Source organism: Micromonospora sp. CNZ322 (assembly GCF_007827755.1).
The window spans coordinates 349,127-372,001 of sequence record NZ_VITD01000003.1 but is presented as its reverse complement, the minus strand read 5'-3'; the positions used below and the strand labels follow the sequence as shown (position 1 = coordinate 372,001).

19 protein-coding genes are annotated in these 22,875 nt (G+C 72.0%); 3 read left to right on the top strand and 16 right to left on the bottom strand.

Translation table 11 applies throughout. The features are described 5' to 3' along the window. Positions 1-14 precede the first annotated feature (14 nt). The 5 genes from FB453_RS10325 to FB453_RS10305 all read right to left on the bottom strand — a co-directional run bounded on the left by FB453_RS10325 (position 15) and on the right by FB453_RS10305 (position 3,239). Positions 15-242 carry an ATP synthase F0 subunit C gene (locus FB453_RS10325; RefSeq protein WP_074314047.1) on the bottom strand — a complete coding sequence of 76 codons (228 nt, stop codon included), beginning with the start codon at positions 240-242 and terminating at the stop codon, positions 15-17. A gap of 63 nt (positions 243-305) precedes the next feature. Further along, a complete protein-coding gene (gene atpB / locus FB453_RS10320; RefSeq protein WP_091405892.1) occupies positions 306-1,103 on the bottom strand; it encodes a F0F1 ATP synthase subunit A in 798 nt (265 codons plus the stop codon). Positions 1,104-1,114: 11 nt separating this feature from the next. Further along, positions 1,115-1,351, bottom strand: coding sequence for an AtpZ/AtpI family protein (locus FB453_RS10315; RefSeq protein WP_145789435.1), 237 nt, complete (start codon positions 1,349-1,351; stop codon positions 1,115-1,117). 180 nt (positions 1,352-1,531) lie between these two features. Further along, on the bottom strand, positions 1,532-1,957 hold the full coding sequence (locus FB453_RS10310; RefSeq protein WP_145789432.1) for an ATP synthase subunit I: 426 nt from the start codon (positions 1,955-1,957) through the stop codon (positions 1,532-1,534). Beyond that, positions 1,950-3,239, bottom strand: coding sequence for a serine hydroxymethyltransferase (locus tag FB453_RS10305; RefSeq protein ID WP_112584019.1), 1,290 nt, complete (start codon positions 3,237-3,239; stop codon positions 1,950-1,952). The genes FB453_RS10310 and FB453_RS10305 overlap by 8 nt, the downstream gene beginning before the upstream one ends. 35 nt (positions 3,240-3,274) lie before the next feature. Here FB453_RS10305 and FB453_RS10300 point away from each other — a divergent pair, with 35 nt between their 5' ends. Continuing rightward, positions 3,275-4,735 carry an SDR family oxidoreductase gene (locus FB453_RS10300; protein WP_112601148.1) on the top strand — a complete coding sequence of 487 codons (1,461 nt, stop codon included), beginning with the start codon at positions 3,275-3,277 and terminating at the stop codon, positions 4,733-4,735. Between the two features lie 10 nt (positions 4,736-4,745). On the opposite strand, the gene FB453_RS10295 is transcribed toward FB453_RS10300, so the two are convergent. The 4 genes from FB453_RS10295 to prmC all read right to left on the bottom strand — a co-directional run bounded on the left by FB453_RS10295 (position 4,746) and on the right by prmC (position 9,170). Continuing rightward, entirely contained in the window at positions 4,746-6,857 is a 2,112-nt protein-coding gene (locus FB453_RS10295; RefSeq protein ID WP_145789430.1) for a transglycosylase domain-containing protein, read from the bottom strand. Between the two features lie 106 nt (positions 6,858-6,963). Next, positions 6,964-7,575, bottom strand: a complete 612-nt coding sequence (locus FB453_RS10290; protein ID WP_145789428.1) for an arsenate reductase/protein-tyrosine-phosphatase family protein — start codon at positions 7,573-7,575, stop codon at positions 6,964-6,966. After that, entirely contained in the window at positions 7,576-8,223 is a 648-nt protein-coding gene (locus FB453_RS10285; protein WP_091406475.1) for an L-threonylcarbamoyladenylate synthase, read from the bottom strand. It lies immediately after the preceding gene. Then, positions 8,223-9,170, bottom strand: coding sequence for a peptide chain release factor N(5)-glutamine methyltransferase (gene prmC, locus FB453_RS10280; protein WP_145789426.1), 948 nt, complete (start codon positions 9,168-9,170; stop codon positions 8,223-8,225). The genes FB453_RS10285 and prmC overlap by 1 nt, the downstream gene beginning before the upstream one ends. Before the next feature lie 73 nt (positions 9,171-9,243). On the opposite strand from prmC, the gene FB453_RS10275 reads away from it, so the two are divergent. After that, complete coding sequence (locus tag FB453_RS10275; RefSeq protein ID WP_112583594.1) at positions 9,244-10,788, top strand: GGDEF domain-containing protein; 1,545 nt, start codon at positions 9,244-9,246, stop codon at positions 10,786-10,788. Between the two features lie 44 nt (positions 10,789-10,832). On the opposite strand, the gene prfA is transcribed toward FB453_RS10275, so the two are convergent. Next, positions 10,833-11,921 (bottom strand): peptide chain release factor 1, encoded by a 1,089-nt coding sequence (prfA, locus tag FB453_RS10270; protein WP_112583595.1) that lies wholly within the window; start codon positions 11,919-11,921, stop codon positions 10,833-10,835. Positions 11,922-12,055: 134 nt separating this feature from the next. Then, complete coding sequence (gene rpmE / locus FB453_RS10265) at positions 12,056-12,280, bottom strand: 50S ribosomal protein L31 (RefSeq protein WP_030333150.1); 225 nt, start codon at positions 12,278-12,280, stop codon at positions 12,056-12,058. Positions 12,281-12,555: 275 nt separating this feature from the next. Here rpmE and FB453_RS10260 point away from each other — a divergent pair, with 275 nt between their 5' ends. Then, positions 12,556-13,452 (top strand): phosphatase domain-containing protein, encoded by an 897-nt coding sequence (locus FB453_RS10260; protein WP_145789424.1) that lies wholly within the window; start codon positions 12,556-12,558, stop codon positions 13,450-13,452. 43 nt (positions 13,453-13,495) lie between these two features. Here FB453_RS10260 and FB453_RS10255 read toward each other — a convergent pair whose 3' ends face one another. From FB453_RS10255 to FB453_RS10235, 5 genes are all read right to left on the bottom strand, one after another. Continuing rightward, positions 13,496-16,990 carry a phosphodiester glycosidase family protein gene (locus FB453_RS10255; RefSeq protein ID WP_145789421.1) on the bottom strand — a complete coding sequence of 1,165 codons (3,495 nt, stop codon included), beginning with the start codon at positions 16,988-16,990 and terminating at the stop codon, positions 13,496-13,498. 238 nt (positions 16,991-17,228) lie between these two features. Next, the gene (gene rho / locus FB453_RS10250; protein WP_145789419.1) at positions 17,229-19,478 is read right to left on the bottom strand and encodes a transcription termination factor Rho; all 2,250 of its coding nucleotides are present in this window, start codon (positions 19,476-19,478) and stop codon (positions 17,229-17,231) included. A gap of 297 nt (positions 19,479-19,775) precedes the next feature. Beyond that, entirely contained in the window at positions 19,776-20,720 is a 945-nt protein-coding gene (gene thrB, locus FB453_RS10245; RefSeq protein ID WP_145789417.1) for a homoserine kinase, read from the bottom strand. A 64-nt stretch (positions 20,721-20,784) separates the two neighbouring features. Next, on the bottom strand, positions 20,785-22,029 hold the full coding sequence (locus tag FB453_RS10240; protein WP_145789414.1) for an MFS transporter: 1,245 nt from the start codon (positions 22,027-22,029) through the stop codon (positions 20,785-20,787). Positions 22,030-22,040: 11 nt separating this feature from the next. Beyond that, a complete protein-coding gene (locus FB453_RS10235; RefSeq protein WP_145789411.1) occupies positions 22,041-22,859 on the bottom strand; it encodes a polysaccharide deacetylase family protein in 819 nt (272 codons plus the stop codon). Positions 22,860-22,875: the final 16 nt, after the last annotated feature.

The following is a 22,875-nucleotide window of genomic DNA, read 5'->3' as shown; positions in this document are numbered from 1 at the left end:
CGGAAGGGGCGGGATCAGCCGGCCCAGATGAAGCCGAAGGCGATGCCGAACAGCGCGAGCGCCTCGATGACGGCGAAGCCGATCCAGACGTACGGCAGGGTCATGCGCGACGACTCGGGCTGCCGGGCGGTCGACTGGATGTAGGCGGCGAAGACCAGGCCAACGCCGATGCCCGGGCCGATGGCCGCGAGGCCGTAGCCGATGGCGGCGGTGCTGCCCTCTACCGCGGCGACGTAATCCATTAGTGGTTCCTCCTGGTTATCACGCGTGACTCTCACGCGGGACGACAACGGTTGGTGCGTGGATCAGTGCTCTTCGGCGAGCGCACCCTGGATGTAGCTGGCGCTCAGCACGGTGAAGACGTATGCCTGCAGGACGATGACCAGCGCCTCGAGGAGGGTCAGCGCCACGGTCATCACCCAGGAGACCACCGAGATCGGCGCCAGCCAGGCGTTGGCGTTGAGCATCGCGAAGCCGCCGAGCGTGAAGACCAGCAGAAGCATGTGGCCGGCGAACATGTTCGCGAAGAGACGAACGGCCAGCGAGAACGGCCGGATGATGAAGGTCGAGAACGCCTCGATCGGGATCAGCAGCGGCAGGATGTACCACGGTGCCGGCGGGATCAGGGCGTGCTTGAAGTATTTGCCGAAGCCGTGGTGCCGGATGCCGATGTAGTTGAACAGCACGTAGCTGATCACCGCGAGGATCGCCGGGAAGGCGATGTGCGAGTTCGGCGAGATCTGAAAGAGCGGAATGATCGCGAACGCGTTCGTCAGCAACACGAAGCAGAAAAGCGTCGTGAAGTAGGGAGCGAAACGCACGCCCTGGTGACCGATCATGTCGACCGAGATGTTGTTCCGGACGAAGCCGTAGATCGACTCGGCGAACCACTGCTTCTTGGTCGGCACCAACTTCGGGTTCCGATAGGTCGCCAGGAAGAAGATGATCAGAACGCCGACAGCGATCCAGATCATCAGCGTGAACTTGGTGAACCACGGAGCGTTCTCCACACCCCAGGGCGCGATCGCGGGCAGGTAGAAGTCGTCCACACTGGGTGGGAATGCCGCCTGGCCCGCTGCCAGAACGTTCGCCTGTCCGAACACCGTGTCCCTTCCTAAGTAGGCGTGCCGAGCCGACGGACGACGAGGATGATCCCCCCGGTCACGCCGAGCACGACGCCGATCCCGGTGGCGACGCCACCGGTATCGAGCCACTGGTCGACCAGCCAGCCGATGAAACCCCACACGAGCATGCCTCCGATGAGGTAGCTGAGTGCGGTCCAACCCTGACCGGCACCGGACGGATAGTCGTCCGGTTGACCGGGGGGACGGGGGGTTTGGTCATCAGCCATGACGGGGCGAACGATATCAGCCGGGAAGACGAGGCTGTGCCTCACCCCCCGCACAACCATCGTTGTGTGGGCTTCTCGTGGGCGCCGTCGTCTGTGGGCACGCTACTCCCCTTCCGCCCGTCGGAAAATGACCGGAGGCCGACACATTGCCGCGCGTCCGAAAGGTGGGACGACCGTAGGTCAGCTGTGCGACCGGCGGGCGTACACCCTGGTCAGCCACCAGAGGTGCACCGCTGTCCACACTGCCACCCCGGCGACGATGCCAAGGCAGAGAGGGATCAAACCGGGCCAACCGGTCGACGCCACCGCCACCAGCACCGCACCCAGCAGGCTGAACTTCAGCACGTACAGGCCCACGCCGAGCGGCAGCAGCAACTGCGGGTTGACCTGGTCGGCCCGGGCCAGCACCACTGTGGTGAGGGTGTAGCTGAGCACCGTGACGCCCACGCCGACCGCCGCGCCGAGCGCGGCCGTCACACCACCGGTCACCCCGCCCACCACCGCGGCGACCGCGGCGAGCGCCGCCGACGCGCCCAACAGCACCGGCAGGTGCCGCAGCCGCCACCGTCGGTCGGTGTCCGGCTCGACCACCCCGGGCTCAGCCACGGGGGTACGCCGGGAACGCCGCGACCAGCTCGGACACCTCGGCACCGAGCCGGGTCAACTCGTCGGCACCGCCCGGAGCACCGGGATCGGTGCGCACCGCACGGGCGATCAGCGTCGCCACCTGGCGCAGCTCCCCCTCGCGCATCCCCTGCGTGGTGACGCTCGGCGTGCCCACCCGGATGCCGGAGGCCACCATCGGGGGCTGCGGGTCGTACGGGATGGCGTTCTTGTTCAGGGTGATCGACGCGGCGTCGCAGCGGCGCTCGGCCTCGGCGCCGGTCACCCCCAGCTCCCGCAGGTCGATCAGGGCGAGGTGGGTGTCGGTGCCACCGGAGACCGGGCGCATCCCCTCGTCGGCCAGCCCGGCGGCGAGCGCCTGGGCGTTGCTGACCACCTGCCGGGCGTACGTCTGGAACTCCGGCTGGGCGGCCTCGCGCAGCGCGACCGCCTTGGCAGCGACCGCGTGCATCAGCGGGCCGCCCTGGGTGAACGGGAAGACGGCCTTGTCGATTCGCTGGGCCAGCGACTCGCGGCACAGGATCATGCCGCCGCGCGGTCCGCGCAGCACCTTGTGGGTGGTGGCGCAGACGACATCGGCGTACGGCACCGGGGACGGGATCGCCCGACCGGCGACCAGGCCGATGAAGTGCGCCGCGTCCACCATCAGGTACGCGCCGACCTCGTCGGCGATCTCCCGGAACCGCGCGAAGTCGATCAGGCGCGGGTACGCGGTGGCCCCACAGATGATCATCTTGGGTCGGTGCGCCCGCGCCAGATCCCGTACCTCGTCGTAGTCGATCTGCTCCGTGTCCGGCCGTACCGGGTAGCCGACCGGGTGGAACCACTTGCCGGAGAAGTTCACCCGGCTGCCGTGGGTGAGGTGCCCGCCGTGCGGCAGGTCCATCGCCAGCACCGTGTCCCCCGGCTGCACCAACGCGGCGTACGCGGCCAGGTTGGCGCTCGCCCCGGAGTGCGGCTGGAGGTTGGCGTGCTCGGCCCCGAAGAGCTCCTTGGCCCGGGCGATGCCGATCTCCTCGGCCCGGTCCACCTCGGCGCAGCCGCCGTAGTAGCGCCGACCCGGGTAACCCTCGGCGTACTTGTTGGTCAGCGTCGAACCGAGCGCGGCCAGCACCGCCGGCGAGGTCAGGTTCTCGCTGGCGATGAGCTGCAACCCGCCGCGCAACCGGTCCAACTCGCCGAGGACCACCCCGGCGATCTCCGGGTCGGTGGCCCTGAGCTGCGCGAAATCAGGCCCCCAGAAGGTGCTCGTCTCGGTCTCCACAGCGAACGAGTCTAGGGGGCCCCAGACTGGGACCTGTGAGATGCCTCGTCACCGGAGCGACCGGCTACATCGGCGGGCGGCTGACGCCGCTGTTGCTCGCCGACGGGCACACCGTGCGTTGCCTCGCCCGCAAGGCGGTGCGGCTGCGCGACGTGCCCTGGGCCTCGGCGGCCGAAATCGTCGAAGGAGACCTGAGTCGACCGGAGACGCTGGCCGCCGCGTTCGCCGACGTGGACGTCGCGTACTTCCTGGTGCACTCGTTGGGCCGGTCCGACTTCGAGGCGGTCGACCGGACGGCGGCGACCAACTTCGCGGCGGCGGCGCGCGCGGCCGGCGTACGGCGGATCGTCTACCTGGGCGGTCCGTTGCCGGCGACCGACGCTGTCCCCTCGCCGCACCTGCGCTCCCGGGCCGAGGTGGGCCGGATCCTGCTGGGCAGCGGGGTGCCCACGGCAGTGCTCCGCGCCGCAGTGATCATCGGGTCCGGCTCGGCGTCGTTCGAGATGCTGCGGTACCTGACCGAGCGGCTACCGGCCATGATCACGCCACGCTGGGTAGGCAACCGGATCCAGCCGATCGCGGTCCGCGACGTGCTGAGCTACCTGGTCGGCTGCACCGCCCTGCCGGAGGAGGTCAACCGGGGCTTCGACATCGGCGGACCGGACGTGCTCACCTTCCGCGAGATGATGCAGCGCTACGCCCGGGTGGCCGGGCTGCGCCGGCGGATCATCGTGCCGGTCCGGGTGCTCACCCCGTCGCTCTCCTCGCACTGGGTCGGTCTGATCACCCCGGTGCCGAACAAGATCGCCCGCCCGCTGGTGGAGAGCCTGATCCAGGAGGCGGTAGCGGACGAACACGACATCGCCCGCTACGTCCCGGACCCGCCGGGTGGGCTGACCGGCTTCGACGACGCGGTGGCGCTGGCGCTGACCAAGGTGCGCGACGCCCAGGTGGAGACCCGCTGGTCGACCGCGAGCGGCCCGGACGCACCCGCCGAGCCGCTGCCCACCGACCCGGTGTGGTCCGGTGGCACCGCCTACACCGACGTCCGGGAGCGGACGGTGGACGCGCCACCCGCGGCGCTCTGGCGGGTCGTCGAGGGCGTCGGCGGCGAACACGGCTGGTACTCGTTCCCCCTCGCCTGGTCGATCCGCGGCTGGCTGGACCGGCTGGTCGGCGGGGTCGGGCTGCGCCGGGGCCGACGCGACCCGCACCGCCTCCAGGTCGGCGAGGCGCTGGACTTCTGGCGGGTCGAGGAGATCGTCCCGGGCGAGTTGCTGCGACTGCGCGCCGAGATGCGGCTACCCGGCCGGGCCTGGCTGGAAATGCGGGTACTGCCGGCCGACGACGGCCGCAGCCGCTACCAGCAACGCGCCGTCTTCCTGCCGCGCGGCCTGCCGGGGCACGCCTACTGGAAGTCGGTGGCCCCGTTCCACGCGGTGGTCTTCGGCGGAATGGCCCGCAACATAGCCCGCAACGCCGAACAACCCCGCTGACCGCCGTGGGTCAGTTGCCGGCTTGGGGTTGGGTTTGGAAGGCGGTTCGTTCGCTCGGCGGGACGAAGTCGCGGACCGGTTGGTCGCGCAGGGCGAAGGCGAGCACCTCGCCGACCGCGTTCACCATCTGGGCCTGCACCGCCTGACCGACCGCGTCCCGCGGATCGTCCGGGTTCGCGGCCATCGAGGCGACAGCGAGCTGCGGCGTGAACGCCACCACCGTCTCCGTCTCGTACCGTTCCGAACTGCCGGTCTTGCCCGCCACCGGACGGCCGAGCTTCGCCCGCAACCCGGGTGCGGTGGCGCCGTCGCAGCGTCCGTACATCGACTGGTCGCCGACCGGACAGCGGGCCGCGTCGGTGGCCGCCCGCGCCACGTCGGGGTCGAGCACCTGTCGGCAGTCCGGCTTGGCGGCGTCGACCGGCCGGCCGCCCGAGTCGGTGATCGAGACCACCGGCAGCGGCGCACACCAGGTCCCCTCGGCCGCCACCGTGGCGTACGCGCTGGCCAGGTCCAACGGGGTGGTCGCTGCCACGCCCAGGGTGAACGGACCCCAGTCCTTCGCGCCGTAACGGGCCAGCTTGGCGTCGGACTCGGCCCGCAGCACGATGCCAAGCCGCTCGGCCATCTCCACCACCCGGTCGGCGCCGACCTTCTCGGTGAGCCAGGCGAAGTACGTGTTCACCGAGCGACCGAACGCGCTCCACATGGTGCGGGGCCCGTCCATCGACGACGGGCTGGAGTTCGCCGGGCACCACCGTCCGTCGCAGCTCGCTCCCCCGGTCACCGGGAAGCGGGTGAGCAACTGGGTCGGCGCCACGAAGTCGGTCGACAGCGGCAGGCCGGACTCCAGCGCGGCCAGCAGGGTGAAGAGCTTGAACGTCGAGCCGCCCTGGTACCCCTCGATCGCGCCGCCGCCGGCGATCAACTGGTTGACGGTGTTCGGGCGGTTCTTCTGCCCGACCGGGTTGTCCGCCACGCTGTAGGCGCGGTTCACCGACATCGCCAGCACCCGCCCGGTGCCCGGTTGCACCACTGCGGTGGGCACCGCCTCGGCCCTGGTCGTCGGATAGATCTTCCGCACCTGCTCGGTGGTGGCCCGCTGTACCCCCGGGTCCAGCGACGACACGATGGAGAAGCCGCCCCGGCGCAGCGTGCGCTGCCGCTCGTCGGCGCTCGCCCCGAACGCGGACTGGCTGCTCCACCAGCGGGTGAACCAGTCGCAGAAGAAGCCCCAGTCGTTGTGGGCGTCGGGCACGCCCGTGCAGTCGTTCGGGGTCTCGCTGGGCCGCAGCTGCAGCGGTTCGGCTCGCGCCGCCGCCGCCGCGTCCGCCGGCACCTGCCCCGACTCCACCAGCCGCTCCAACACGTACGACCGACGGGCCACCGCGCTGTCGGCGTCGCCGTTGATCGGATCGTCGCTGTCCGGCGAACGCACCAGACCGGCGAGCAGTGCCGCCTGGGCCAGGGTCAGCTCGGCCGGGGAGCGGGAGAAGTACCGCTTGCTGGCCGCCGCGATGCCGTACGCCCCGGCACCGAAGTAGGCGATGTTGAGGTAGCGGGTCAGGATCTCGTCCTTGTCGAGTTCCCGCTCCAACGCGAGCGCGTACCGCATCTCCTGGAGCTTGCGGACGGTGGTGAGTTCGGTGGCGGCGTCCCGCTGCGCCTCTGTCAGTCGGGGATCGTTGCTGAGCACGTTGCGGACGTACTGCATGGTCAGCGTGGAGGCGCCCTGCCGGGTTCGGCCGTCGCGCTTGTTGACTGTGAACGCGCGCACCACGCCCCGCAGGTCGACCCCGCTGTGCTGGTAGAACCGGACGTCCTCGGCGGCCACGATCGCCTGGCGCATCACCGGAGCCACCTCGTGCAGCGGCACGTCCACGCGGTCCTCCTGGTAGAAGGAGGTGATCACTGTGGTGCCGTCGTTGGCGTAGAGGTTGGAGCGCTGCGCGGTGGGCGGCGTCCGGAGTGTGTTCGGCAGCTCCGAGTACGGCGTCGACAGGGCGCTGAAGCCGATCCCGAAGACCAGGGCCGCGGGTAGGGCGGCGGCGGCCAGCACCAGACCGGCCAGTACTCCGGCGATCACCACGGTCAGCAGTTTGTCGAGTTGGGCCCGGATCATCAGCTCTCCCCGCAGGAGCCGGTCACGCTAGGACCCGTTCAGAATGACCCGGAACGCCCCTTTAGCCCTGGGTTTTCCCCAAACCCGGAGGAAACTCGCGCCACGCTCAGGGCAGCAGCGCGCCGGCCAGCGGGTGGACCGTCTCCTCGATCTCGTCGGCGACCCGGCTGAAGCACTGGTCGCCACGACCCCACGGGTCGTCCAGATCATCGGTGGCCAGCGCCGAGGCGCCCAGCCTCGCGTCGTGCGCCGCCGCCACCAGGGCCACGCCCCGGGCGTACACGGCCTCCGGGATGGCGTCACCCGGCGGCAGCGCGGCGGCGTCCACCGCGGCCAGCAGCCGGCCGAACTCGCCCAGCACGAACGTGCGGGCCGCCGCGTCCGGACGAAGCGCCACCACGTACTCCTGCTGGTCGGCGGTGGCGGTCAGGACCAGGTCGGCGGCGTCGATGTGGTCCGAGCGCAGCTTGCGCGCGGCGAACCCGGCCACGTCCCCACCACGGCCGGTGACCTGCCGTGCCGCCGGCGGGTTCATCTCCTCGCCAGCGTGCCAGCCACCCGTGCCGGCGCTGTGGCTGTGCACCAGCTCCTCGGCCTGGGCCGGGTCCTGCGAACGCCGGGTCAGCCGCTCCCGCACCGCCAGGGCGAGCAGCCGCTCCGCCATCGGCGAGCGGCAGATGTTGCCCATGCAGACGTGCAGAACAGTGAACGGGGGCACTCAGACCGCCCGACCGTCGACGAGATCCGGAACCACGTCACGCAACTTCTCCAGCGGGATCGCCCCGGCCCGCAGCAGCTGCGGCACCTCACCGGTCAGATCCACGATCGTGCTGGGCACCGGGTCCGGGCAGGGGCCGGCCTCCAGATAGGCCCGCACCGAGTAGCTGAGCTGGTCACGCGCCTCGTCGGCGGTGACCGCGGCCGGCTGGCCGGTCTTGTTGGCCGACGAGACCGCCATCGGGCCGGTCTCGCGCAGCACCTCCAACGCCACCGGGTGCAGCGGCATCCGCACCGCCACCGTGCCGGTCTTGTCGCCCAGGTCCCACTGAAGGCTCGGCGAGTGCTCGACCACGATCGTCAGGGCACCCGGCCAGAACGCCTCCACGAGGTCCCGTGCGGCAGTGGGCAGCGAGAAGACCAACCCGTCCAGGGTGTGCCGCGAGCCGATCAGCACCGGCGGCGGCATCTGCCGGCCCCGGCCCTTGGCATCGAGCAGCGCCTTCACCGCGTACGGGGTGAACGCGTCCGCGCCGATCCCATACACGGTGTCCGTCGGAAGAACGACCAGCTCGCCGTTCTTGACCGCCTCGATCGCCGCAGCGATGCCGCGGTCCCGATCGGCGGGCGACCGGCAGTCGTAGAGCATCACGAGGAGTCAGTCTGCCACGCCGCCCCGATCGGGGCGTGCTGGCCGTCCGCCCGTCGGGACGCGGTCGCGTAGCGGGGACGCCCGGTGAGGTCCAGATGCTCCGCCACGGCGGTGAAGCCGCCGTCCCGGGCGAGCAGCTCGGGCACCGCCGCGCCGTGGGTGTCGTCGTGCTCGACGCCGAACACGCCTCCCGGGCGCAACAGCACCGCCGCCCGGGCGACGACCGGCCGGATCACCACCAGACCGTCCGCGCCGCCGAACACCGCCTCCGCCGGGTCGTGCCCGGCCACCTCCGGCGGGACCACCACGTCGTCCGGCACGTACGGCGGGTTGCAGAGCAGCACGTCCACCCGGCCCACCAGCTCGGCCAGCAGGTCCGGCGCTGTCACATCGGCCTCGACGACCTCGATCGGCCGGTCTCCCGCCGCGGCGCGCTCCGCCGCGTTGCGCCGCAACCAGGCCAGCGCCGCCGGGGACCGCTCCACCGCGATCACCCGCGCTCCCGGCAGCTCCTGAGCCAACGCCAGGGCGATCGCGCCCGAGCCGCTGCACAGGTCCACCACCACCGGGTCGGGCCGGCCCTGCGCCTGCTCGACACCCCAGCCGGCCAACAGCTCGGTCTCCGGCCGGGGCACGAAGACACCCGCGCCGACCGACAGCTCCAGGTGCCGGAACCCGGCCCGACCGGTCAGGTGCTGCAACGGCTCGCGCGCGGCGCGGCGGCGCGTCAACTCGTTGAGCCGCACCAGCTGGTCGTCGCTGAGGTCGTCGGCGAGGGCCAAGCGACCCCGGGGAACCCCGAGCACGTACGCCGCCAGCAACTCGGCCTCCACCCGGGCAGAGCCGACCCCGGCGGCGGCGAGCGCGCGGGCCGCTCGGGCCACCGCGGCGGACGGCCGGGTGGGGCCTGTCCCTTCGGGGGGGTGTTGCGGCAAAGTACTCACGACATAATCATGAAGCGTCGCGGGCGGCGTGACGAACAGGTGCGCCCAGGCGCGCACGACAGGAGGTTGGCGGGTGGGCTGGCTCGACCGGGTCGATGACCAGGTTGACGCCCTGACGCACGCCCGGGCGTTGCAGGAGGCCAGCCGCTCCGCGGAGGCGTACGTCCTGCTGGAGCGTGTGATCCGCACCACCAACGATCCGGCGGCGCGAGCGGACGCGATGGTGCAGCGCCTCTCCGCGCTGATCAATCTCGGTCGGACAGCGGAGTTCACCCGGGCCATCGAGGAGGCGTCGGCGGCGGTCCGCGACCTCGCCGAGCCCTATCTGCACGGTCACCTCAACGCGCTGGCCGCGCTCGCCGCGCACCACCAGGGCGCACTGGACCGCTGTGTCATGCACCTCGTCCGGGCGGCCCGGGCGCTGGGCGCCGTCGCCGACCCGGACCGGGACACCGCCTGGGGCTGGCACGACCTGGCCATGGCCTACAGCTACCTCAGCTTCCACGGGTACGCCCTGGGGGCCATCGAGCGGGCCCGACAGCTCGGGCTGACCGCCGGGATCCCGGAGGAGACGTTCGCCGCGCCGGGCATCCGGCTGCGCAACGCCGTGGCCCTGGACCACAACGGCGACAGCGACGGTTGTCTGCGGGTGCTCCGGGACGTGGCCGCCGACCTCACCCGCTTCGTCCGAGCCGGGCGGGCCAGCCAGCTACGCCCGAGCAGCCTCGCCGCGTACGGCTACGCGGCGGCCCGACAGGCCGCGCTCGGCGACCAGGTGGCGACCGAAGGCCCCGAGCCGGCCCGGTTGATCACCCACGGTGGGGACAGTGCCCGCGCCCGCGACCTGCGTCAGCTCGGGCAGGTGTGCCTCGCCGTCGCCGACGGTCGGCCGATCGAGGCGGTCGCCCGACTGGACACCGTCCAGGTCTCCAACGAGACGCTCGGGGCGGCCGAGCCGGCCCGGCTGCGCAGCATCGCGTTGACCCGCGCCGGGGACCACCTGGCGGCGCACCGGGCCGACCGATTGGCGTTCCGGCTCGCCGCGCAACGCAACGACCGGCTGCGCGACGTCTACATCGACGGCATCGCCGCCCGCATCGACCACGAGGAGATGCGCCGCGAGGCGGCACGCTTCGAGGGCGAGGCGTTGACCGACCCGCTCACCGGGCTGCCCAACCGCCGCCGGTTGGAGCGCTACATCACGGCCGTGGTCACCCGCGGCGATCGGGTGGTGATCGGCGTCTGCGACCTGGACGGCTTCAAGGCGGTCAACACCCGGCACGGGCACCACTCGGGCGACCTGGTGCTGCAACGCATCGCCGGTGTGATCAACCGGGTGATGCGTCGGGGCGACTTCGTGGCCCGCTACGGCGGTGACGAATTCGTGGTGGTGCTGCCGGACACCGGCATGACCGAGGCCGCCGAGGTGGCCCGCCGGATCGAGGCCGCGGTCCGCCTGGAGGACTGGGAGTCGTTGGTCCCCGGCACCCCGGTCGGGGTCAGCATCGGCTTCGCCGAGGTCTCCGGTGGCAGCGGGCTACGCGACGCGCTCAGCGTCGCGTTCGAGCAGGCCGACCGCGAAATGCTCCGCGCCAAGACCCGCCCCCGCGCGAGCTGACCCTCCGGGCAGGCGTCGAGACGCGCTGTGGCTCGACGCCGCGGTCAGCGGCGGGTCAGCTCGGTGTCGCCGGCGAGCCGGGCGGCGCGGTCGGCCTCGGTGAGGGCGTCCAGCACCCCGTCCAGCTCGCCGCCGAGTGCCAGATCCAGGTTGTACGCGGTGTAGCCGATCCGGTGATCGGTGATCCGGTTCTGCGGGAAGTTGTAGGTGCGGATCCGCTCCGAGCGGTCCACGGTGCGCACCTGCGCCTTGCGCGCGTCCGAGGCGGCGGCGTCGGCCTGCTCCTGGGCGGCCGCGAGCAGCCGGGCCCGCAGGATCCGCATCGCCTGCTCCCGGTTCTGCAACTGGGACTTCTCGTTCTGGCAGGAGACGACGATGCCGGTCGGCAGGTGGGTGATCCGCACCGCCGAGTCGGTGGTGTTCACCGACTGGCCACCCGGACCGGACGAGCGGAACACGTCGATGCGCAGTTCGTTCTGGTCGATCGTGACGTCGACGTCCTCGGCCTCTGGCAGCACCAGCACCCCGGCGGCGCTGGTGTGGATCCGGCCCTGCGACTCGGTCACCGGGACACGCTGCACCCGGTGCACGCCGCCCTCCCACTTGAGCCGCGACCAAACGCCGTTGCCGCCGTCCGGCACACCCTTGGTCTTGATCGCCAGGGAGACGTCCTTGACCCCGCCGAGGTCGGAATCCTGTGCGTCGATCACCTCGGTGACCCAGCCGTGCCGCTCGGCGTACCGGGTGTACATCCGCAGCAGGTCACCGGCGAACAGCGCCGACTCCTCACCGCCCTCACCGGCCTTGATCTCGACGATCACGTCCTTGGCGTCGTGCGGGTCGCGCGGAATGAGCAGCTCGGCGAGCCGCTCCTCCAGCACCGGCAGGGAACCGGCGATGGCATCCGCCTCGGCCGCGAAGGACGGGTCCTCGGCGGCCAGCTCGCGAGCCGCGACCAGATCGGCGCGGGCCTGCTCCAACTCGTCGGCGGCCTTGTGCAGCGGCACCAGCTCGGCGTACCGGCGGCCGACCCTGCGCGCGGTGGCCTGGTCGGCGTGGATGGCCGGATCGGCCAACCGCTTCTCCAGCTCCGCGTACTCGTCGAGAAGGCCGGCCAGACGCTCGCTGCTCATGCTGCGGATGCTCCTTCGACGGTGCGCGACGACCCGGGCCGGGGTCGGGGGGCCAGCGGCCGGGCGAAAACGGAGGAAAATGCGGACGGCGCCCGCATCCGGCGAAAAACCGGACGCGGGCGCCGAACGAGGAGTTACTTGGCCTTCTTGGCCTGAACCTTGGCGTACTTCTGCTGGAACTTCGCGACCCGGCCGGCGGTGTCGAGAACGCGCTGCTTACCGGTGTAGAACGGGTGGCAGGCGCTGCAGGTCTCGGCGTGGATCGCCCCGCCCTTGGCGGTGCTGCGGGTCGTGAACGTGTTGCCACAGGAGCAGCTGACCTCGGTGGTCACGTACTCCGGGTGGATGTTTGCCTTCATCTCGCCTCGGTCCTCTCGTTGGTGGTCGCCGGGTCGCCGTCATCGCTCGTCGCGCCGTACGCGACGGGCTCGGGCGTGAACCGGAACCGGTGGCCGATTGACCAGTGTGCCATGGGCCTGAGCCGACCCGGTAGTCGGGCCGCACACCTCGTCCGGCATCGTCAACACGTGCCTACCCGTCCGCATTCCCGCCGGCCAACGGGGCATTCGCGCACCCGGCGGATCGCCGCCAGGTACCCCGGCCGGGGTACGCCCGTCGAGCCGGAGGTGCGTCGATGACCCGCCTGATCGCCACCCGGGGACTGCCCGCCTCGGGCAAGACGACGTTCGCCCGCACGCTCCAGCCCTCAGTGGTCCGGGTCAACCGGGACGACCTGCGCCGGATGCTGCACGGCGAGCGGCTCTTCACCCAGTGGGCCGAGGCGCAGGTGACCGTCGTCCAACGGGCCCAGGTCGAGGCGTTGCTGCGGGCCCGCGCGGACGTCTGCGTGGACGACACCAACCTGCGCTCACGGACGCTGCGTGACTGGGCCGAGTTGGCCGCCCGCCACGGCGCGGACTTCGAGATGCACGACTTCACCGACGTGCCGCTGGACGAGTGTCTGCGCCGCGACGCCGCCCGGCCGGCCGCCGACCAGGTCGGCGCGGACGCGATCCGCCGGCTGCACGAGCGGTACCTGGAGGGTCGGGAGTTGCCGTTGCCGGTGCCGCAGGCCCGTACCGGACGCCCCGCCGTGGTGCACCCGCCGTCGACCGAGCCACCGGAGATCGTCCTGGTGGACATCGACGGCACCGTCGCGCTGGCCGTCTCCCGCAGCCCGTACGACATGACCCGGGTGGGCCAGGACGAGCCGAACACGGCGGTGATCGCGGCGGTCCGGGCGATGCACGCCGCCGGGTACGGGGTGGTCTTCTGCTCCGGGCGGGACGCCTCCGCCCGCGCGGCCACCGAGGCGTGGCTGGCCCGGCACGTACGAGTGCCCTACCTGGGCCTGCACCTGCGGGCCGTCGGCGACTCCCGGAAGGACTCGATCGTCAAGCGGGAGATCTACGACCGGGAGATCCGGGACCGTTACCGGGTGGCCGGCGTTTTCGACGACCGCGTCCAGGTGGTCCAGATGTGGCGATCCCTCGGTCTCACCGTCTTTCAGGTGGCCGACGGCGACTTCTGAGGTGTCCGGACGGGCCCCTCGCGTGGGGGCGCGTCCGGACAGTTCACCCGGTGACGGTGATGGTGGCCTCGGCACGGGCGCCGTTGACCTCGACCGTCAGGCGTATCGGCGCGCCGGGCCGCAGTGCCGTCAGGGTGCCGGTGGCCGGATCGAATCGGGCGGTGTGCCAGGGGCGCACCCCAGCCGCCGAGCCGACGTGCACTCCCGGCGAGGCCGACCAGTCGGCGCTGACCGGAGCGGCCACCGGGACCGTACGCCCGCCGGGCTGGGTCAGCGTGGCGGTGACCGCCGCGGGGGTGCCGACCGTGACGCTGGCCGGGGCGGCCACCGTGAGGCGGTCGGCGTGCGCGTGGAACTCAGCGTCCACCCAACGCGGGCCCTCGGCGAGCGGGTTACGGCGGGCCCGGTCGGCCTCGGCCGGGGTCACCGGGTCCACGCCGAACTCCGTCCAGCCGGTGAAGCCGCCCTGGTCGGCAGGGGTGGACGGCGCCTTGCCCGCGTTGCCGTTGATCACGTACGGCACCCCGTCCACCCGGTCGGCGTGGAAGGTGCCGACGTGCCCGCCCACGAACAGCGCGCCCTTGCCGGTGCGGTGCTGGAAGTCGGCCAGCCACTGCTCCAGCAGCGCCGCCTCCTTGCGGTCGCCGAGCTGGCTGGCCTGCGCCGGGCTGGGGTCGCGCGGCGGGTGGTGGTGCAGGACGACGACCGAACCCACACGCCGGTCGGTGGCCGCCGCGTCCAGCGTCTCGCGGAGCATCCGTACCTGGTCGAAGCCTCCGCCGCGCAGTGTCCCGGTGGACGAGTTCAACGTGACGAACCGGGTGCCGTTGTGGTCGAACACCCGGGAGGTGGCACCGAACGCGGCCGCGAAGTTGCTGATCGGGGCGCCCATGATCTCGTGGTTGCCGGGCACGTAGTACCAGGGCAGCGCGTCGCCCAACTCCTCGTCGAGGATCCGCCGGGCCAGCGCGAAGTCGGCCGGGTAGGCGGTGTCCACGAAGTCGCCATTGATCAGGAGGAAGTCCGGCCGGGCCGCCCGCACCTCGCGCAACGTCCGCCGGGCCTGGGCGACCAGGTCGCTGTCCGGGTCCGCGGCGACGAACTGGGCGTCGGAGAGCACCGCGAACCGCCACGGCGCGCCGTCCACAGTGCCGTCGCGGACCACCACCCGATCGGTACGCGGGGCCACCTCCGGCACGTCGACCGTCGGGGGCACCTTCGCCACCAGGTCATCGATGATCACCTCGCTGGTGTACTGCGCCGCGGCGTTCGTCTCGGCCACGTAGAAACGGCGTACCCGCACCGGGTACTGCACCCCGGCCGGCACCGCGAACTCCACGTACCGCCAGCCGGTCCAGGTGATCAGCGGGCCACGCAGCACGTGTTGGGTGTCCTGGGCGTCGTGCAGGTGCAGGCTGGGCCACTCCCCGGTGCCGTTGCCATGGATCCACATCCCGAAGGCCTGCGGCTGACCGGGCACCTCGATCCAGGCGGGCGGGTCGGCGTACGCGGCCCGCGTGCCGGTGGACTGGCTGAAGTCGTACGACATTCGCAGGCCGGTGCCGGTGTGCCCGGGCGCCGGCGCGACCGAACCGCTGGCGCGGGCCTGGCTGAACCGCCAGGTCGCGGCGTCGTCGAAACCGGCGACCGGCACGTCGGTCAGCCCGACGGTGACCGGCAGGACAGCGCTCGTGCGTCCGACGTGAACGGTCACCAGGCCCGAGCCGGTGTCCCGCAACGCGGCGATGGACAGGTTGCCGTCCCCGGTGGGGGTGATCCGCAGCAGGTCCCGGTCGTAGTCGACTGTGAGGTCGGCCGGCTCGATCGGTGCGGTGTTGCCTTCGGCGTCGTACCCGACCACACCGACCACCGCGTTACCGTCCCGGCCGGTCAGCCCGACCCGCGGCGCGGTGGTGCCGATCCGGGCCAGCGGGCCGAGCACTGTGAGGTTCAGCGAGCCGGTGACGTGCCCCCGTGCGGCGGTGACCGTGCTGGCCCCCGGTACGGCGGCGCGGAACACGCCGTCACGGCCGACCCGGCCGCGTACCGCCGGGGTCGCCCGCCAGGTGGGGGCGCCGGCCGCTGGGCCGTACGTCTCGTCGTAGCCGGATGCGGTGAGGGTGCGGGTCAGCCCCGGGAAGACCCGGTCGGGCCGCCCACCTCGCACCGGTGAGACGCCGGGGGCGGCGGTGGGGTCGCTGGCCGTCTCGACCCAGTAGCCGGTGAGTCGCCCGCTCCCCTTCGGGGCATAGATGGCCAGGCCGTTGGGCACGGCCCGCTCGCTGCCGTCGGAGGGGCCGTTCTCCAGCTGCACTGCGGGTGCGCCCGGCTCCCGGGCCAGCAGTGTGGACGATCCGCCACCATCCAGGTTGAGCGCGTGGTGGGCGCCCAACTCGGCCATCATCCGGCCCATCTCGGTCTGCGTCACGCCGCGGCTGTCGACCTGGCGGCCGTCCACCGTCAGCATGATCATCTTTCGACCGTCAGAGCTGAACCCGACGGCGGTGCGGGGCGCGAGGGTCGGGTCGGCGATGCTCTGCACGACGCCGTCGCGGACCAGGACGTTGCCGCCCCCGACCGCCGCGTGCAGGGTGCTGCCGTCGGAAGGCTTCGGCCGCCAGGCCACCGCCACCGGGTCACCGGGGCGCAGGCCGGCCAGCGCGTCCGCGCCGAGGTCGCGGCCGAGCAGCACGGTGCTGCCTGCGACGATCGGGCCGCTACCGGCCACGCTTCCCACAGCGGCCACCCGACCGCCGGTCACTGTGACCTCGACCACCCGGGCCGCGCCCTCCACGGCACGCTGCCGGGAGTACGTCCCCCACAGCTCGGTGAAGGCGCCGATGCCGTCGGCCTGCACCATGTTGTTGAACTGGGTCAGCGGGACCGCCCCGGTGGGCAGTGTGGCGCTGCCGTCGAAGTTCACCTCGATCACCCGCCCGAGCCCGTTCGTGGTGACCGCCACCGCGTTGCGGTGACCGCTGACCCCCGACTGGATCAGCTCGCCGTTCCGGACGCCGGCACCCTGGGCGGCGCCGGAGTTGTTGATGTCGAAGAAGTCGCCGTTGACCGCGGCGACAGCGTGCGACTGGTCCACCGCCTTTCGCAGCGGCTCGGCTCGGCTGACCGCGCCGGAGTTGACGTAGTCGACGGTGGAGCCGCCGGCCAGGTCGGTGGTGAGCGCATCGGCGCGCAGCCAGCCCTCGGCGTCGTACCTGTCGAAGGACGTCAGCTGGACGCCCGGCGCGACCGGCCGGGTGGCCTTCGTGGTCTCCAGCCCGCCGGCCGGCTCCACACCGCCAGCGTCGGCGGTCGGGGCGGTCGCGACTGTCGGGGCGGCGGCCAGGCTGACCGAGCCGGCCGGGCGGGAGGACGCGGGCGGCGCGTCCTCGGCGATGGTGGGTGAGGCCACTGACGATGAGGCCACGGTGGGCGGGTCGATGGTGGGCGCGGCGGTGGCCGGCGGCGACAGGGCCAGGGCGAGCAGCGGCGTCAGCAGCAGGACGCCGGTGCGGCGGGCGGATCGTCTGCGGGTACGCATGGACGACAGTCAACCCGGATATGAATAGAAGTTTCAATACCTGTCGACTGAACCGAAGGAAAATTCCAACAACTCGCCGCGCGGGCATCGGTTCCGTTGGCGTCGTCCCCGGCCCGTTGCGACTCCCACCGATCGCAGGCGCCGGGCCGGCCACCCTCTCCCGGGCAAAGGCGACGAGGTACATGACGAAGGGGCACGGCCGCGATGGCCGTGCCCCTACGTCGTCACCCGGGGATGGTTACTCCCCCGGCGTCGACTTCGCGATCTGCATCAGGAACTCGATGTTCGTGCGGGACTGCTTGAGCCGGTCCAGCAGGAGATCCATCGCGGCCTGCGAGTCCAGCGAGTGCAGCACCTTCCGGAGCTTGTGGATGATGGCCAGCTCTTCCGGTGCGAGCAGGACCTCTTCCTTACGCGTACCGGACGGGTTGATGTCGATGGCCGGGAAGGTCCGCTTGTCGGCGATCTTCCGGTCCAGCTTCAACTCGGCGTTGCCGGTGCCCTTGAACTCCTCGAAGATGACCGTGTCCGCCATGGACCCGGTCTCCACCAGCGCCGTGGCGATGATGGTCAGCGACCCGCCGTTCTCGATGTTGCGGGCCGCGCCGAGGAAGCGCTTCGGCGGGTAGAGCGCGGTGGAGTCGATACCACCCGACATGATCCGGCCGCTGGCCGGCGCCGCCAGGTTGTACGACCGACCGAGCCGGGTCACCGAGTCGAGCAGCACGACGACGTCGTGTCCGAGCTCGACGAGGCGCTTGGCCCGCTCGATGGCCAACTCCGCCACCGTGGTGTGGTCCTGCGGCGGACGGTCGAACGTGGCCGCGATGACCTCGCCCTTGATCGACCGCTGCATGTCGGTGACCTCTTCAGGCCGCTCGTCCACCAGCACCACCATCAGGTGGCACTCCGGGTTGTTGCGGGTGATCGCGTTCGCGATCGCCTGCAGCACCATCGTCTTACCCGCCTTGGGCGGAGACTGGATGAGTGCCCGCTGGCCCTTGCCGATCGGCATGACCAGGTCGATGACCCGGGTGGTCAGGATGTGCGGCTCGGTCTCCAGCCGCAGGCGCTCCTGCGGGTAGAGCGGGGTGAGCTTGTAGAACTCCGGACGACGCCGGGCCTCCTCCGGCTCCATCCCGTTGATCGTGTCCAGCCGCATCAGCGGGTTGTACTTGTCGCGCCGCTGGTCGCCGCTGTTGCCGCCCTCTCGGGCCGCCCGCACCGCACCGGTGATCGCGTCACCGCGGCGCAGGCCGTACTTCTTGATCTGGGACATCGAGACGTACACGTCGTTCGGGCCGGCCAGGTAACCGGTCGTCCGCACGAAGGCATAGTTGTCGAGCACGTCGATGATGCCGGCCACCGGGACGAGCACGTCGTCCTCGTTGACCTGCGGCTCACGCCCGCCGGTGTCGGCACCGGTCTCGGTGCGCTCGCCGCGCCCGCGGCGACGGTCCCGGAAACGGCTGCGCCGGCCGCGCCGGCCGCCGCCCTCGTCGTCGTCGTCGCTGTCCCGCTCGACACGCTGACCACGGTCGTTGCGGTCGTTGCGGTCGTTGCGGTCACCGCGATCGGGTCGGTCGTTGCGCTCGGCACGCTCGCCACGATCGGAACGCTCGCCCCGGTCGTTGCGCTCGCCACGATCGGCACGCTCGCCACGATCGGAACGCTCGCCCCGGTCGTTGCGCTCGCCACGATCGGCACGCTCGCCCCGGTCAGCACGCTCGGTCCGCTCGCCCCGGTCGGCACGCTCAGTCCGGTCGGCACGCTCGGTCCGCTCGCCCCGGTCTGCACGCTCGGTCCGCTCGCCCCGGTCGGCACGCTCGGTCCGCTCGCCCCGGTCGGCACGCTCAGTCCGCTCGCCCCGGTCGGCACGCTCGGTCCGGTCAGCACGCTCGGCACGCTCCGGACGCTCGGCCCGGTCGCGGCGGTTCTCGCCACGGTCGGCCCGCTCGCCGGCTTCCGCCTCGTCGGTCCGCGTCTCAGTCGCCCGCGCCTCAGTCGCCCGCGCCTCAGTCGCCCGCGCCTCGGTCGCACGCGCCTCAGCGGGGCGAGCCTCGGTGGTACGGGCCTCCGCAGTTGCGGTCCGGCTCCGCCGGGTGCGGCTACGGCCCTCGGTCTCGGCGGCCGGCTCGGCCGGCGCCTGCTCGGCACCGCGTCCTTCGGCTGCCGGCCGGTCGGCGGTCTCCCGCACCTCGGCGCGCACTCCCTCACGGGTCGGGGCGGCCGCGGCCGCGACCTCGGCCCGTGGTCGAGGGGTCCCGGCGGCGTTGCCGCCCTGCCGCTCGGAAATCGCGGCGATCAGCTCGCCCTTGCGCATGCGAGCCGTGCCGGAGATGCCGAGCGACGCAGCCAGGCTCTGCAGCTCTGGCAGCAGCATCGCCGACAGACCGGTGCCGCTACGCCGACGACGGGCGGGAGCGGCGGCGGTGGCATCGCCAGCGACGTTGGAAACATCCGACGTCACGTCGGTGGTGTCGCTCAATGGATTCCTTCCCTCGATAAGGCCGGGACTGCCCGGAGTCGGAGCTCAGGTGGCCGGGCGGCCTCGGTGCACCCGCCTCGCAAGGACGCGTCGCGGGAGTCTGTGACACAGCAGCCGGTCGGTATCCCGACTCACCAACGTCGGTGAGCAGGTCTCGCCGTCTGCGGCGACCTGTGGAAACTGCGGTGCGGCGTGGGCCTTTGGCAGGGGTAGACGGGCTGACCGCCGAGAGCTTCGGGGGTGCGCCGCCCCGCAGGAGATCGCGTGCTTCGCGGCTGTGCTAGGTCTAGAGCGTAATCAACTCTTCCGACCTGCGGCAACAGGGTCCCGCTCGGCGTGTCCAAGTCTACCCCGGGCGACCCGTGCGCCGCTGACGTCTATCGGTAACTGCCAGATCTCCCAGTCTGTTCCCACTGGGAAGCCCGCTGGGGGCTGGTTGAGCGCCAGCACAGTCGGCCCCGCCCCACTGACCACAGCTGCCACATCGGCCGCTCGTAACGCGCTGACCAGGGCAGACGTGCCTGGCATCCCGGCTGCGCGGTAATCCTGATGGAGCCGGTCGACGGTGGCCGGCAGCAGCAGGGTCGGGTCCGTGGTGAGCGCGTGCACCAGCAGCGCCGCCCGCCCGGCGGTCAACGCGGCGTCACAGTGCGGCACTGTTGCCGGCAGAGCGGCCCGCGCGGTCGCGGTCAAACCGCGTTCCGCAGGGACGAAAACAGTGGGCCGCACCGCGGCGGCGACCGGCAGGGAGACCGCCCGGGCGCCTTCCGGCTCGGACCAGGCCACTGTGAAACCGCCGAGCAGGCACGGCGCCACATTGTCGGGGTGGCCCTCGATCTCGGCGGCCAGTCGCAGCGCGCCGGCGTCGTCGAGGCGGTGCTCCCCATCGACGACCAGGGCACGGGCCAGCAGCACCCCGGCGACGATCGCGGCCGACGAGGAGCCCAGCCCACGTGCCTGGGGGATCCGGTTGACGCACTCCACGCTCAGCCCCGCGGGGTGGGCCCCGAGCGCGTCGAACGCGGCGCGCATGGCCCGCACCACGAGGTGCCGGTCGTCGTCGGGCAGCTCACCGGCGCCCTGCCCGGTCACTGTCACCCGGACACCACCCGAGGCGACCTCGGCGGCCACGTCGTCGTAGAGCCCGAGGGCGAGACCCAGCGCGTCGAATCCCGGGCCCAGGTTGGCGCTGGTCGCCGGGACGCGGACCCGGACCGGCTCGGCGGTGAAGTTCGTCGGCACGCGCTCATGCTAGGGCTCGGGACCGACGAACCGGTTCCGAGCCCGCTGCCTGGGACCGCAGAGTTCAGCCGGCGGGGTCCGGGACCGGCTCGACGGCCGGATCGGTGAGCGACAGCCGGCGGGTGGCGATCCGCCAGCCCACCGCGTACACGAGGGTGATCAGACCGCAGCCGGCGAGCACCACCCGTTCGTCGACCGAGTCCACCACCAGGGCCACCGCCAGTTGACTCACCGAGATCGCCAGCGTCGCCAGCATCATGTCGGTGGCGAAGACGCGGCCCCGCAGCCGGTCCGGAACCTCACCCTGAAGGGCGAAGTTCGACATCACCCAGTTGCTGCCTCCCGCGAAGTGCGCCACGAAGACCAGCAGCAGCACCAGCGGAAACCATCGCACCACCGAGGTGCCCAGGTAGGACAGGCCGTAGAGCGACATGGACAGCGCGAGCCCGGGCAGCAGCCAGGCCCGGTTGGTCAACACCCGGCGCATCAGGATCGGCCCCACCAACGCTCCCGCGCCGCGTACCGCGAACAGCAGGCCGGCGCCGAGCGAGCCGACACCGTACACGCCGGCCAGCAGCGGAAACACGGTCAACACGCCGTTGCCGAGGCCCACCGCGGACTTGACGGTGACCAGCGCGAGCACGCGGGGCCGGTGACCGATGTAGCCAAGCGCCTCGCGGACCGCCGACCAGGTCCTCTGGGCCGGTTGGTCGGCGTCCCGGGGCGCCTGCAACGGCCGGCGGATCCGGGTGGCGAGGGCCGCGGCCACCGCGAGGCCCGCCGCCGCGACCCAGAAGCAGACGTACGGGCCGGCAGCGGTGCTGAGCACGCCACCGAGCGACGCACCGACCACTGTCATGGTGCCCCAGGCCGAGCCGGCGACGGCGTTGCCAGCGGCGAGTTCGTGCGGCTCCAGCACGTTGGGCAGGGCGGCCTGGGCGGCCGGCGAGTAGAACGCCTTGGCGACCGCCACCACGCCGATCGCGACCAGCGCCAGCCAGGCCGTTCCGGCGTCGCGCACTCCGAGCAGCAGCAGCACGCCCGCCAGCGCGGCCACGTTCGCGGCGATCATGATCTTCCGGCGGTCGAAGCGGTCGGCGATCGTGCCGGTGTACGGCAGCAGCAACGCCACGATGCCGGTGTCCACCGCCAACACCAGCGCGCCCCAGACGCCGCTGCCGGTCAGGTGCGGCAGCAGCACCAGCAGCGGCACCATGACGAACCAGTCGGCGCCGAAGACCACCAGCTCGGCGAGGAAGAGGTTGCGGAAGCTCCGATTGCCGGTCAGAACCGAGAGGGTGGACGCCACGGAGCGCGACCCTACCTGGTCGTCGTCGAAGCCATACCCGCTCCCAGCAGCGCCGAGACCGTGACGAAGGTGTAGCCGCGCGACCGTAGCCCGTTGATCATGTCAGTCAGCCCCCGCAGTGCGACCAGTCGTCGGCGCGCCCCCACATCGTGGCCGAGCACTATCGTTCCCGGTCGGACCGCGGCCACGATCTGTCGGGCGTGACCGGCCGGATCGTCGGGGAACTCGCGCTCCACCATCTGCAACGACCAAAGCACCAGGCGATAGTCCAGCCGGGCCGCCGCGTGCAGCACCGCTCCGCCCAGATGGCCGTACGGCGGGCGGAGGAATGCCGGCGGCACCCCGGTCAGGTCGGCGATCGCGTCGTGGCTGCGGCGCAGGTCGTCGTACGCCTCGGCGGCGTCCAGTTCGGCCAGGTCCCGGTGCTCCCAGCTGTGGTTTCCCACCTCGTGCCCGGCGAGCCGGTCGCGGACGACGTCGGCGTGCCGGCGGACCTGCGCCCCGACCATGAAGAAGGTGGCCGGAACCCGGTACTGGGCCAGGGTGTCGAGCACCATGGGAGTCCACTGTGGCGCCGGGCCGTCGTCGAAGGTGAGGGCCACCAGGCGCTGGTTGGTCCGCCCGGACCAGACGACCTCCAGCGCGCCGGAGCTGACATCCTGCAGGCCGTTGCCGAGGGTGGCACTGGCGGGACCGCCGGCGATCGGCATCCGGCGATGGGTGATCCGCCACGCCTCCGACGTCCCGGCACCGATGGCCACGCCGCCCACCACCAGCAGGCCACGGCGCAGCAGATCGCGCCGCCCCCACCCGCGCGCGCCCTCGGCCATCCGCCCGCCCTCGCTT

Bases quoted from the DNA above. Each gene is read 5' to 3' on its own strand.
- FB453_RS10325 (WP_074314047.1), bottom strand. From the start codon at position 242: ATGGATTACGTCGCCGCGGTAGAGGGCAGCACCGCCGCCATCGGCTAC.
- FB453_RS10315 (WP_145789435.1), bottom strand. From the start codon at position 1,351: ATGGCTGATGACCAAACCCCCCGTCCCCCCGGTCAACCGGACGACTAT.
- FB453_RS10295 (WP_145789430.1), bottom strand. From the start codon at position 6,857: ATGATCCGGGCCCAACTCGACAAACTGCTGACCGTGGTGATCGCCGGA.
- FB453_RS10285 (WP_091406475.1), bottom strand. From the start codon at position 8,223: ATGCTCTACGACTGCCGGTCGCCCGCCGATCGGGACCGCGGCATCGCT.
- prfA (WP_112583595.1), bottom strand. From the start codon at position 11,921: ATGAGCAGCGAGCGTCTGGCCGGCCTTCTCGACGAGTACGCGGAGCTG.
- rpmE (WP_030333150.1), bottom strand. From the start codon at position 12,280: ATGAAGGCAAACATCCACCCGGAGTACGTGACCACCGAGGTCAGCTGC.
- FB453_RS10260 (WP_145789424.1), top strand. From the start codon at position 12,556: ATGACCCGCCTGATCGCCACCCGGGGACTGCCCGCCTCGGGCAAGACG.
- FB453_RS10255 (WP_145789421.1), bottom strand. From the start codon at position 16,990: ATGCGTACCCGCAGACGATCCGCCCGCCGCACCGGCGTCCTGCTGCTG.
- FB453_RS10235 (WP_145789411.1), bottom strand. From the start codon at position 22,859: ATGGCCGAGGGCGCGCGCGGGTGGGGGCGGCGCGATCTGCTGCGCCGT.